The sequence below is a fragment of the Sphingomonas radiodurans genome, assembly GCF_020866845.1.
Lineage (GTDB): Bacteria > Pseudomonadota > Alphaproteobacteria > Sphingomonadales > Sphingomonadaceae > Sphingomonas > Sphingomonas radiodurans.
Map to the genome: position 1 here is coordinate 2058280 of NZ_CP086594.1, position 12802 is coordinate 2071081.

A 12802-nucleotide genomic window follows, 5' to 3' on the forward strand; every position below is an offset into this window, starting at 1 on the left:
AGGGCGGCAATGCTCCGGTCACTGGCGCGATCGCAATCTAACACGACATGCAGCAGGCTAAGGGCATGAAGATCGCGATCGTTGGAGCGGGCATTGCAGGGCTTTCTTGCGCCGAGATGCTGAAGGCGGCCGGGCATCAGGTTGTAATGTTCGATAAGGGGCGCGGCGCTGGCGGGCGCATGGCGACACGGCGTGTGCCGATGCCGTTGGGTGACGTGGCGTTTGATCACGGTGCGCAATATTTCACGACGCGCGACGCTCGGTTCGCAGCGGCTGTTAGGGGCTGGCAGGCGTCGGGCGTGGTGGCACGTTGGACCAACGCAGGCGATGACGCCTGGGTGGGAACCCCGGGAATGAACGCGGTGGTGAAAGCAATGGCCCGGCCATTCGCTGTGCGCTGGAATAGCCGTGTCGACGCGCTTCGTCGCCTCGACCGATTGTGGTTCCTGGATTCTGTTGCTGACGATGGGTTTGAGGCGGTGATCGTCGCGACGCCTGCCGAGCAGGCGGCCCCGTTGCTAGTCGCACACGATCCGGCGATGGCGACGATTGCGCAAGGCTCCCCATCCGCGCCATGTTGGACGACAATGGTGGCGTTCCCTGAACGGATCGCCCTCGCCGAGGACATCGTTCGAGACGCCGGCATCATCGGCTGGGCTGCGCGTAACAGCGCCAAGCCGGGCCGCACCGACATCGAAGCATGGGTGATACAAGCGAACGCGGACTGGTCGCGCGATCATCTTGAAGACGACGAAACCAGCGTTGTCGATGCAATGCTGTCGTCGCTCAGGGCGAAAGCGGGCCGAGAACTGCCCGACCCCACCAAACGGCTCGGCCATCGCTGGCGTTACGCGCGCCCCGAGGGCGCGCATCACGGTGCGCTTTGGAACAAAACGCAGCGGATCGGCGCGGTCGGCGATTGGCTCCTTTCACCGAGAGTTGAAAGCGCCTGGCTATCGGGACGAATGCTGGCCGACCGGATCCTCTCGATTTCACGCTAACCAGGCATCCCCGCAACGATCCGCGGATCAATTTGGTAATCGCGCGCTATCTCCCGAGCGGTCATCTTGGCTGACATCATCACCGACGGCGTCCCCCCACCCGGTTGCGTACCCTGCCCGACGAGGTACAGGTTCGTGATGTCCTCGCTGCGATTGTGTGGGCGGAAGAAAGCGGTCTGAGTCAGCCGCGGCTCGACGCCAAAGCCGTTGCCGGCATAGGCACCCAGCGTCTGCTCGAAATAATCGGGCGTGACGAAGCTGCGATAGACCAGTCGCTCGCGCAGGCCGGGAATGTAGCCGCGGTCATCCAGAAAATTCAGTACCTTATCCGCAAACCCTTCGCCGACGGCATCCCAGTCGATGTCGCCGAGCGTGTTTGGCACCGGAATGAGCGTGTAAGCGGCATGATGACCCGGCGGCGCCAAACTCGGGTCAGTCAGCGTTGGAACATGCAGATACTGGGAGAAATCCGCAGCAAGGATCTTTCGCTCAAAAATGTCCGTCAGCAACTCCTCGTAGCGTGGCCCGAGGATGATGTTGTGGTGCTGCAGATCGGGATCACTTTCGCGCATCGCATAGCCGAAATAGATCACCATCAGCGACATGCTCTGCTTGCGGAATTTGACCACGGCGTCGCGATTGATACGGCGATGCGCCTTGTCGATCAGCCGCAGGTAGGTGGTCGCGTAATCGGCGTTTGAGACGATCACGTCTGCCACTAGCGACTCGCCCGAAACTAGCGTCACGCCGGTCGCGACGCGCTTGCGACCACGCTTCTCCACATCGACCTGCGCCACTTCGCAATTGAGCCGTACCTGCCCACCAAGTTCTTCGAATTTGACGATCAGCGCCTTCACCAGCGCGCCGGTTCCGCCCATCGCGTAATGGATGCCCCACGTCTTCTCGACAAAATGGATCATCGCGTAGATCGCCGGTACTTTCAGCGGATTGCCACCGATCAGCAGCGGCTCGAAGCTGAACACCTGCCGCATCTTGTCGGTCTTGAAATACTTGCTGACGAGCGAGAACAGTGGCTGCACCGCGCCAAGCTTCAGCAGGTCGGGCACGACCGCGAGCATCGACCCGAGACTGCCGAAATAGGTATAGCCGAGCTCGAGGAAGCCGCGCTGGAAGATCGCACGTGCTGCCTCGTGAAAACGTTCATACCCATCCAAATCCTCGGGTGCGAGCCGCGCGATTTGCGCGCGCACATTCACCGGATCGGCATCGTAATCAAAGAAGCTGCCGTCATCGAAATAGATGCGGTAGAACGGCAAGACCGGCACGATCCTGAGGTAACGGCTAGTGTTGGGACCGCCGCTGACGCCGGAAACGATGCGCTGCCCATCGGCGAGTACGTCCGCCGGAAAGTCGGGTTCGGCCAGCATCGCCGCGTCGCGTTCGAGCGAAAACAGCTCTTCGATAAAGTGCGGAACCGTCAGTACGGTCGGCCCCATGTCAAAGGTAAACCCCTCGGCGCGGCGGACATAGGCACGGCCGCCGACATCATCGAGCTGTTCGACGATCCGAGTGTCGAAGCCGAGGCTCTGCAAGCGGATCGCACACGCGATCCCGCCGATGCCGGAGCCGATCACGATAGCGGTACGACGGCTCATGGAATTGCGGTCCTCTCTTGAAATAATGGAGCGGGAATCAACCGCCGTTCGAGCCAGTGCGACAGCAGCAGATGCGGCACCGCAACCGACGCTAGCAATTGAAAGGGCGTGAAGATATCCATCTGGCTCGCCGTCGCAATGATGCTCAACGCGATTGCGCCGGGCAGGGCTTCTTCGGGAGGTCGCCGGATCGTCATGATACGATCGCTGATTCCCCAAGTGTCGTCACAGCGGCAGCCGATGGCCAAGGGAATTGCCAAACCGCGCATCCCACGGGGACAGGAGCGCAGCACTGCTGCTGTGGCGACGGTTGGGGAATATGCCGAGGCCACCTAGCCGGCGATACGGACCTTGTGCGGTATCGGAAGAGAAGGCCGCTAAAGACCGGCCTCGACGGCCAGGCGGATCAGATCGGCCGTCGTTTGCAGGTCGAGCCGTTTCATCAAGATAGCTCGGTGCATCTTGACGGTCTTTTCGGCCAGACCGAGTTCGGCTGCGATCTGCTTGTTGAGCAGGCCGTTCGCGACGAGCTTGAGGATCTGCCCTTGTCGGCGCGACAGCGTCTTTACCAATTCGGCGGCACGAATGCGGCGCATGCTCGACGGTGACGAAGCGCCTGCATCGATTTCAACCTGCGAACCGAGAAAATACAACAAGGCGTCCTGCTCGTCGTAGATCGGCGCAACCAGGACGGCGTTCCGAAACGGTTGGCCACTGCGCTTGTAGTTCAGGATCTCCACGAGCACCGGACGATGCTCACGCACACCCCGACGAATTTCCTCTGTCAACCACGGCTCGGTCGCCGGGCCTGACAGGAAGCGGCAGTTGCGCCCGACCACATCTTCGACGGGATACCCAGTCAAATCGCAGAAGGCGTCGTTGCAGGCAACGATCGGGTTGTCGGGCAACCGTGGATCACTGATCACCGATGGAATGGGACTGTCGGTTACGAGGCGGAAATGGCGGTCCCGCGAGGGAAGGAGGTCGACCTGATTTGCCATATCTGCTGAGATTCCGGTGCGTACCGGCTCTATACCGGCGATGGGACGCCGTGGCACCGGAATTATGGGAAGCGGTGGACCGCTGTTCACCCGTAAAAAACGGAAGCTAGCTTTTAAGAATGGCGCGCGCGAGCGGCATTGTCACCGGGGCTGTGCAGGCGAGTGACCGGGTACCTTCCGAGGGGACGCGGCATCAACGACGCTAGGCCGATCGCCGGCTGACCACGGTGCGTGGCGAACCATGATCGCGTTGAAGAGATCGGACGCCAGATGCCCAGCCAGCCACTTCTGCAAACGAGGAAGGGGCTGCGCGTCGAACCATTGACGGTCCACGGCTGCGAATTGTCGAACAAACGGCATGATCGCGACGTCGGCGAGCCCGCGCAAAGATCCACACAATTGACGACCGCCCGCCAAGCGACCGTCGATCTCATTCAGGAGCGCAAGCCCGCTTTCACGATGGGCAAAGCGGTCAGATTTGTATCGTTCGAAGTATTTGTACCGATCGAGGTCGTGTTTGAACCCGCCATCGAACGAGGCGATCAACGCCGGATCATCACGCGCGCGCCAGCACTCCGGATCGGCGACGGCCAGCGCCCAGTGCATGATCTCGAGACTTTCGTCGATCACAGTTCCATTAGGGAGCACGAGGCCAGGAACGGTACCTTTTGGGGAGGCAGCGAACAGCTCTTTTGGTTTGTTGGAGAGTTTAACCTCGCGCAGTTCGTAGCGGATGCCGCTTACCGCCAGGGCCAACCTGGCGCGCATTGCATAGGGGCAACGACGAAAACTGTAGAGGACAGGAATGGCCATCCTGACCATATGGCTCTGCCCGCCGAACATGCCACTTACCTGCTCGGGCCAGCGCCTGGCGATCAGTCGCGTCACCCGTGCTCGTGGACCGCTCCCCGCCCGCGCTGAAGTTCCTTAAGCCGGCGCCACCAGGCCGATCAGCCGAAGCACGACCGCCTGGACCAGCATCACGCCCAGCCAATGGCCACAATCGACCAGCGCGGTGCGCATGGCGACAGCGCGGAAGCGATAGGATGCGATCACCGTTGGCACGACGAAGCCTGTCCAGATGACGAAGGCGCTACCTAGCGACATCGTCCACACGCCGCCCTTGGGCGGCGCTAGGATCAGCGCGCCAGCCAGGATTGCGCAAAGCCATAGTTCGGCGAGGAAGATCGTGGTGATCGCGCCGAGCGTAACGGTCATGCGTGGGTGCGTTCGCCGCATGATCCCGTAATATGCCGCGCCGAAAGCGAGGCCGGATAGCGTCGCAGCGATGATCGCGATCGCGTTCAAGACAATGTAGATCATCGGTCCTCCGTTGCGAAACCATTTGGGTCCAAACGCAATCCGGCCGGGTTCGTTACATCGCAAGTGGCTTGTCGTAGCCGGTGAGCTCCAGATACCCGCGACCACCCGCCGTGCGCACCGCACCCTCCCAATAGACCGGCAGGCCGCTTCGCCGCGCGTCGAGCTCCTGCGCTGCGAAGATCGGGGTGAGACGGCGGGTGAAAATGCGTCCGTTCACGCGAATGCTCACGTCCTGCACCACCGGATAGACCGCGCCGGTGGCCTTACTGCGCCATGTCCTGATCGGGCGAAAGCGCACGTCTTGTGCGCCCAGCACCACGGTCGATCCATCAGGACGGCGCAGCGATCCGCCGGCCCAAAGCGTGCCGCCGCCCTTGCGCCTGATCCGGAACGCCATCAGCGCCGATCCGTCGTCCAAGTTGAGCCCGGTCCAGTCCCACCCTTGCGCCGCGGGGGCGAGATAGTTGGAGGACCATTCCCGATCGAGCCATGCCTCGCCCGTCACTGGTACGCTCTTGCCGTCGCGCACCACGCTGCCGTTCACCCGCAGATGCGGTATCGAATAATAATAGCTCGCCTCTTCGGGGAGCGGCCCCTTGCGGCTGTATCCCCGCTGCCCCTGCAGCAGCGGCGGCTGGGTAGGCTGGAATGCGAGCGCAAGCGCAAACCCGTCCGCGGTGACGCGCGTGCGCCATTGTCCATTGGTTTCGCGACGCAGCCGCCAGTCACGGATCGCCACGTCGGCATCCCCGGTCCTGGCCGATGCCAGGCCAAAACCCTGTCGAGCGGCGCGCTCGCCATGCAGCAGGAGCCCACTCGCCGGGTCCGAGAGGGCGGCATGCGCGAAGATCACCTGGCGCGCCGCGAACCGGCTCGGATTGCCGGCGTCCACGGGTGGTCGCGTGCGGAAGAACGTGACCTGAAAGCCCAGATCCTTGCCGTCCACCGTCCGCAGCCAGCCGGTAACGTACCACCATTCGGTGCGGAACGTGGGATGCGCCCCATGATCTGCGGGGAATTGCAGCGTTATGCCGGGGCGCACCTGCGGATAAGGCGTCGCTGCGGGCGCGGCTGCAGCTACGATCGCCAGCCAAGCGGCGATGGTCGCCCCCCGCTTCATCACCAATCCTCCCTTACCGATTGAACGGCACTTCGCGCGGTCGCCCGCCGCCCCGCGAGCACTGCCGTGGCCGCCGCCGCGCCCGTCAACGCCACCGCCACCCCGATCAGCGTACCTACAGGCACCCGCGTCGCCATCGTCCAGTTGAACGATTGCGGGTTGATGACGTGGATCAACACCTGCGCGAGCAGCAAGCCAAGGCCGATCCCAGCCAGCGCCCCGGTCAGCCCGACCATGGCGCCCTCGGTCGCTAGCATCGTCGTCAGTTGGCCGCGCGTGAGGCCGAGGTGCCGCAACATGCCGAACTCCCGCTCGCGCGCGATCGTCTGCGCCGACATCGTCGCCGCGACGCCCGCGAGGCCAACCAGGATCGCAACTGCTTCGAGCAGATAGGTAACTGCGAAGCTGCGGTCGAACAGCGTAAGCGCAAACCGCCGCAGCGTTGCCGGCTGCGTGATCTCGACTTGGCCGCGAAGCGTGGCGGGCAAGCGCGCGGTAATGGCAGCGGCGACGCGGTCCGCGTCCTGGCCGGGCGTCAGCGTCACGGAAAGTTCGTCCCGCCCCTCGTCGCCGGTCAGCCGCTGATAGTCACCCTCGTCGATGATCACCGCGCCGGCCTGTCGCCCGTAATCGCGCCAGATCGCGGCGACCACGAAGCGGGTCTCGCCAGCGATCGGCAGCGTGATCGTCTCGCCAGGATCCCATCCGTACAGCCGTTGCGCGGGTTCCGAGACCCATATCGGAAGCGCGCCGGCTGGCAGCGATGCTGCGCGCTCGATCACCACCAGCAGCGGATCGCGGCTGTTCCGCTCCGGCCGCGCGATCAGGCTGATCGGTGGGCGATCGGCAGCGATAGTCAGCGGCAATTGCCGGCTGAACGCAACAGTCGCGATGCCCGGCGTGGCGGCCATACGCCTCCGGGTGCCCGGGTCGAAGGAAGCGCCCGAAGTGGTGCGCGCGTAGAGATCAGCACCCAGCACGTCGCCCAGCCAGTCGTCGACCGCGCCGCGAAAGCTCGTCACCATCGTCGCCATCGCGATCATCAGTGCGGTGGAGGCAACGATCCCGCACAGCGCTGTCGCTGCCTCGCCCGGCGCGCCGTACAGATGGCGCACCGCGAGTTGACCCGGCACCGCGCCAGACTGTCGTCGGGCCAGCGGGGCCAGCAGTGTCCTGGCAAACCAGGGCACCCCCGCCACCCCGCCCGCCAGCATCAGCGCCATGCCGAGGAACCCGAACACCGGCAGTCCCGCTATCGCCGGCAGGAGCGCGGCGCCGCCGCCCGCCACCAGCAGCACCGCCGCCGGCCACCAGGCGACCGGTTGACGCGGATCGAGCACGTCGCCGGCGTTCTTCAGCGCGGCGGCAGGCGCAGCCCGCGCCGCAACGCGCGCCGGCAGTGCGCTGCCGAGGCACGCGGCCAGCATCCCCAGCGCGAAGAAGCCCAGCGCCGCGACTGGCTGGAACACGACGCGCGCATTGCCCCGGCCGAAATATCCCGCGCCCAGATCGCCGCCGAACCAGTGAATCGCTGCCCAGGCGAGTCCGTAGCCCGCCGCGAGGCCCACAGCGGACCCGACCAGGCCGATCGCGATCCCCTCAACGATCACGGCCGCCACGACGCCGCCCTGCGGCATGCCGAGCGTGCGCAGCAGCGCAAAGGCGCGTTGCCGCCGGACGACCGACAGCGACTGCGCCGAATAGACGAGGAAGCCGCCGGTCAGCAGCGCGACGAGCGCCAGCATGTCCAGATTAACGCGATACGCCCGCGACAGCGCATCGCCCTGCGTGTTCTGCGCCGACGCCGTGGACACGATCGCATCGCGCGGCAGCAGGGCGGCCAGCGCAGGCTCTGCGATGGCGCGATCTGACAGCTTCAGGTCCAGCCGGTCAATCCGCCCCAGCCTGGCGAAGCGCCACTGCGCGGCCGCGATGTCGATGACGCCGACTGCCGCATCGTCGGTTGCGGCGAGCGTACCCGCGACCCGGAAGGAGGCCGTCCGCCCGTTCGCCGCTACCTGCACCTGCGCGCCGATTTGCGACTTCGTCAGCACAAGCGCCCGACGCGACAGGAACAGCATAGCCTCGTCGAAGGCCGCGTCGTTGCTGGTATCGGGGCCGTTCGGGCGCAGTCCGATCAGCGACGGCGTCACCATCGCGGCACGGATCACGTCGACGCCCAGTACCGCCACACGCGCATCGCCGATGCGCGCGTCGAGCCGGACGACGGGACTGGCGTCCGCCACGCCAGCGGCGCGCACGACACGTGGATAGACGCGCTCGTCGAACCCCAGCGGGCTGGTCCCCCGGATCGACAGCTCGGCGCCACCGCTCACGCCCCGCATCGCGCCGTCGAACGACGCCAGCGCCGAGCCATTCACCAAGTGGACAGCAAACCCCAGCGCCACGCCGACCGCGATCGCGATCGCCGTCATCAGGAATCGCGCGGGATGGAACCGCCACTCGCCGCCGATCAGCCAGGTGAGCGCCAGCCGGCCTGAGATCAGCCCCGCGTCACTGGCCACGCCGGTCGACCAGCCCCTCGGCGCCCAGCGTCAGCACGCGGTCGGCGATTGCCGCGCTCGCCGCGGAATGCGTGACCATGACCCCGGCGGCGCCATGATCGCGCACCGCCCCGGCAAACAACGACAGCACGCGCGCCGCCGTCTCCGGATCGAGGTTGCCCGTCGGCTCGTCGGCCAGGATCAGCGCGGGACGATGGACCAACGCCCTTGCGATGGCGACGCGCTGAAGCTCTCCGCCGGAGAGATCCCGCGCGTAGCCCTCACCGCGCCCACCCAGTCCGACCGCATCGAGCATTGCCTCTGCGCGCTGCTCCGCGGCGGCGGCGCCCGGGGAAACCAGCGCTAGCGGCAAGGCGACGTTCTGCCGCAACGTCAGGTAGGGAAGGATGTGGAAGGCCTGAAACACAAAGCCGATCCGCTCGCGCCTCAGCCGCGTGCGAGCGGTCTCGTCCAAGTTGCCGAGGTCAACCCCATCGATCGCGACGCTGCCACCGTCCACTTCGTCAAGGCCAGCGAGGATGTTGAGAAGCGTGGATTTGCCGACGCCTGACTCCCCAATGATTGCAACCAACTCGCCGGACGCTACCGCGAGATCGAGATGCTGGAACAGCCGGCGCGGGCCCGGAACCGACTTGGTCAGCCCGCGAACCACAAGAAGCGGCGTCGACGCGCCCGCCCGCGGCTTACGACCATCATGAGCCTTTGAAACGGTGCGTGTACTCAATGCAAAGGGTCCGTTCGCAGCCGCAGGTTCAAGAATAGCCGACGCTCTGGGCGAGTTCAAAGACTTCCGAAAGCCGGTTCTCGCCCTTCGAGCCCGATGTGCATTGTGGAGTACGCGGCTCGCGTTAAACTGACCGCACCGCACAGACCCGGTGGTCATGGGAAAATTACGCGACGTGAGTGAGCGAGAGAGCCAGAGGCTTGCCGGATTGGCTCGGTACGAGGTGATGGATACTCCGCGGGAGCCATCCTTTGATGAGCTCGCCGCCCTGACGGCCAGATTGTGCGATGCTCCGATCGCGGTCGTGAACTTGGTTGGTGACGGGCGGCAATTCTTCAAGGCTGAGGTGGGGCTTGGCGTTCGCGAGACGCCACTTGAGACGTCATTTTGCGCCAAGGCGCTGATCGAAGAGGAGTTCCTCCTCGTTCCGGATGCGACGCTGGACCCACGCTTTGCTTGCAATCCGTTGGTAACGAGTGAGCCGCACATCCGCTTCTACGCTGGCGCGCTGTTAAAGACGGAGGATGGGTTGCCGATCGGAACGCTGTGCGTTCTCGACTATCGTCCGCGTGACCTGACGCAGCTTCAGCAGGACACGATGCACGTGCTTGCTCGCCAGGTCATGGCGCAGCTCGAACTCCGTCGGGCGGTGCGCGAGCGTGACAGTAGGTATGAATTGGCTCGCGCGAGCGAGGAACGCCTGCGGCTGATCCTCGACAGCGCGCGGGACTATGCCATCATGACGATGGATGCGGATCGCCGGATCACAAGCTGGTCGGCAGGAGCGAAAACCGCATTTGGATGGTCGGAACAGGACGCGTTCGGGCGTCCGATCGACGACATCTTCACTTTGGAAGATCGCGAAGCTGGCGTGCCCCAAAGCGAGATCGCCATGGCTGCCGCCGAGGGCTGCGCATCCGATATTCGGTGGCACTTGCGCGCCGACGGATCGCGCGTGTTCATGAATGGGTCGACGCACCCGATCGTTGACGGGGATGGCGGCCGTACCGGCTTTCTCAAGATTGCCAGAAATGAGACACGCGACCGCGAACAAGTCGAGGAACTGGCCCGCACGAGAACCGAGCTGATCGACAGCGAGGCCCGCTTCCGCAACATGGCCGACCACGCTCCGTTGATGATGTGGGTGACCGAGCCGGATGGCTATTGCAGCTACCTGAATCGTCGCTGGTACGAGTTCACCGGGCAGACCGAAGAAGACGCGCTTGGACTCGGCTGGACCAAGGCAACCCACCCCGACGACGAAAAGATGGCCGGAGATGCGTTTCTGGCGGCTTGCGCTGCGCAGGCTCCTTTTCGGGTCGAGTACCGGTTGCGCCGTGCGGATGGGACCTATCGCTGGGCGATCGATGCTGCGGCTCCCCGCTTCGCCGAAGACGGCAGCTTCCTCGGCCATGTCGGATCGGTCATCGACATCGACGACCGGCGCGAGGCGGAGGATGCGCTTCGGCAGGCCAATGCGCTGCTTGCGGCGGTGATGGAGGCCGTGCCGGGCGTGGTTTACGCCAAGGATCGCGACGGCCGCATGCTGGCAGCCAATCGGGGAACTTCCGAACTCGTCGGCAAGCCGCTCGAAGACGTGATCGGCCGGACGGATCTCGAATTTCTCGACGATCCAACCCAGGCGCTAGAGGTGATGGCCAACGATCAGCGCGTCATGGCGCAAAACCGGATCGAGGCTCTGGAAGAGGTGATCAGCCTTGCTGATGGAACTGGCGCAACTTGGCTGTCGACGAAAGCGCCATTTCGCGATGCCAAAGGCGAGGTGGTCGGCTTGGTCGGATCGTCGATCGACATCAGTGAGCGGAAACGCGCCGAGGAGGCGCTTCGAAGGTTCAACGAGACGCTGGAGGAGCAAATCGAGGAGCGCTCTGCGGCGCTGCGACTGTACCGAAACATCGTACAGTCAGACACTGCCGCGGTTTGCGCGTTCGACACCGAGTACCGCCTGATCGCCTTCAATCAGGCGCACAGCGACGAGTTCTTCCGCATCTACGGGCATCGCGTAGAAATTGGGGAGGTGTTTCCCGACCTGTTTCTGCCGCATCAAGCACAGATCATGCGAGACTTCATGACCCGCGCGCTCGCCGGCGAGGTCTTCACGGTCACGCAGGAGTTCGGGGATCCCGATCTGGCTGTGCCGCACTGGGAAGTGACGTATAATCCCCTCCGAGTGGAAGACGGGCGGGTGATCGGTGCCTTCCACCACGCGATCGACATTACCGAGCGATTGCGTGCGCAGGCCGATCTCGCCGCGACGCAGGAGGCGCTGCGCCAATCCCAGAAGATGGAGGCGGTGGGCCAGCTCACCGGCGGGTTGGCGCACGACTTCAACAATCTGCTTACCGGCATCATGGGCAACCTCGAGCTGCTCCAGCATCGAGTCGCGCGAGGTCGGCTGGACGATCTCGATCGGCTGGTGAATGCGGCCCAGGGCGCAAGCCGCCGGGCCGCATCGCTGACTCAGCGCCTTCTCGCCTTCTCCCGTCGGCAGACGCTTGATCCCAAGCCAACCGACGTGAACCGGCTGATTGCGGGCATGGAGGATCTTCTCCGCCGCACGGTCGGGGCGACCACCGATGTCGAGATCGTCGGCGCAGCCGGCTTGTGGAATGCAATGATCGATCCGGGGCAGCTGGAGAATGCGTTGCTCAACCTGTGCATCAACGCCCGGGACGCGATGCCCTATGGCGGGAAGATCACGATCGAGACGGCGAACAAGTGGCTCGACGACCGCACGGCCCGTGAGCGCGACTTGCCGCCGGGCCAATATTTGTCGATCTGCGTCACCGATACCGGCACCGGGATGACGCCGGAAACCGTCCGTCGGGCGTTCGAACCCTTCTTCACGACGAAGCCGATCGGCCAGGGCACCGGGCTTGGCCTGTCGATGATCTATGGGTTCGCGCGCCAATCGGGTGGGCAGGTCCGCATCTACTCCGAGGTCGGGCAGGGCACCACGATGTGCATCTATTTGCCGCGGCATCTCGGCGATGCGGCCGCAGAGGAAGACGCTTCAGCGGTGCTGTCGGCTAATGAAGGTCATGGCGAGACCATACTCGTCGTCGATGACGAAGCGACGATCCGTCACTTGATCGATGAGGTGCTCGACGAGCTCGGCTATACGGTGATCGGCGCCGCCGATGGGGCGGCCGGGCTCAAGGTTCTTCAATCGGGCGCGCGCATCGAACTGCTCATCACCGACGTGGGCCTGCCGAACGGCATGAACGGACGGCAGGTCGCAGATGCTGCTCGTGCGATCAGGCCGGACCTGAAGGTATTGTTCATTACGGGCTATGCTGAGAACGCGGCGGTGGGGAATGGGCATCTCGAGCCCGGCATGGAGCTGCTGACGAAGCCATTTTCGCTGGACGATCTCACCCGCAAGGTCCGAGGCATGCTGGGGGTCGTTTGACGCCCGGCTCCGCGGGGGCTTCGAGCGATCGGCTGGTGTGGGTCGAACGCTGCTGACCT

The 12802-nt window shown here is 64.5% G+C and carries 10 protein-coding genes; 2 read left to right on the forward strand and 8 right to left on the reverse strand.

Annotated features, from left to right (window positions below; all coding sequences use genetic code 11):
* Positions 1–65: 65 nt before the first annotated feature.
* Positions 66–1001 (forward strand): NAD(P)/FAD-dependent oxidoreductase, encoded by a 936-nt coding sequence (locus tag LLW23_RS09595; protein ID WP_228944995.1) that lies wholly within the window; start codon positions 66–68, stop codon positions 999–1001.
* On the opposite strand, the gene crtI is transcribed toward LLW23_RS09595, so the two are convergent.
* From crtI to LLW23_RS09635, 8 genes are all read right to left on the reverse strand, one after another.
* Positions 998–2617 (reverse strand): phytoene desaturase family protein, encoded by a 1620-nt coding sequence (gene crtI, locus LLW23_RS09600; protein WP_228944996.1) that lies wholly within the window; start codon positions 2615–2617, stop codon positions 998–1000. The genes LLW23_RS09595 and crtI overlap by 4 nt on opposite strands.
* On the reverse strand, positions 2614–2814 hold the full coding sequence (locus LLW23_RS09605; protein ID WP_228944998.1) for a hypothetical protein: 201 nt from the start codon (positions 2812–2814) through the stop codon (positions 2614–2616). Before LLW23_RS09605 ends, crtI begins: the two co-directional genes overlap by 4 nt.
* A gap of 180 nt (positions 2815–2994) precedes the next feature.
* Positions 2995–3618, reverse strand: coding sequence for a LuxR C-terminal-related transcriptional regulator (locus LLW23_RS09610; RefSeq protein ID WP_228945000.1), 624 nt, complete (start codon positions 3616–3618; stop codon positions 2995–2997).
* A gap of 141 nt (positions 3619–3759) precedes the next feature.
* Positions 3760–4431 carry a glutathione S-transferase gene (locus LLW23_RS09615; protein WP_228948524.1) on the reverse strand — a complete coding sequence of 224 codons (672 nt, stop codon included), beginning with the start codon at positions 4429–4431 and terminating at the stop codon, positions 3760–3762.
* A gap of 114 nt (positions 4432–4545) precedes the next feature.
* Complete coding sequence (locus LLW23_RS09620) at positions 4546–4941, reverse strand: DUF1761 domain-containing protein (RefSeq protein ID WP_228945002.1); 396 nt, start codon at positions 4939–4941, stop codon at positions 4546–4548.
* A 52-nt stretch (positions 4942–4993) separates the two neighbouring features.
* Positions 4994–6061, reverse strand: a complete 1068-nt coding sequence (locus tag LLW23_RS09625) for a lipocalin-like domain-containing protein (RefSeq protein WP_228945003.1) — start codon at positions 6059–6061, stop codon at positions 4994–4996.
* On the reverse strand, positions 6061–8586 hold the full coding sequence (locus tag LLW23_RS09630; protein ID WP_228945005.1) for an FtsX-like permease family protein: 2526 nt from the start codon (positions 8584–8586) through the stop codon (positions 6061–6063). Before LLW23_RS09630 ends, LLW23_RS09625 begins: the two co-directional genes overlap by 1 nt.
* A complete protein-coding gene (locus LLW23_RS09635) occupies positions 8576–9238 on the reverse strand; it encodes an ABC transporter ATP-binding protein (RefSeq protein WP_228945007.1) in 663 nt (220 codons plus the stop codon). Before LLW23_RS09635 ends, LLW23_RS09630 begins: the two co-directional genes overlap by 11 nt.
* A 376-nt stretch (positions 9239–9614) precedes the next feature.
* On the opposite strand from LLW23_RS09635, the gene LLW23_RS09640 reads away from it, so the two are divergent.
* Positions 9615–12743: a PAS domain S-box protein gene (locus tag LLW23_RS09640; protein ID WP_228945009.1), complete on the forward strand. Its 3129-nt coding sequence runs from the start codon at positions 9615–9617 to the stop codon at positions 12741–12743.
* The last annotated feature ends 59 nt before the right edge of the window (positions 12744–12802 follow it).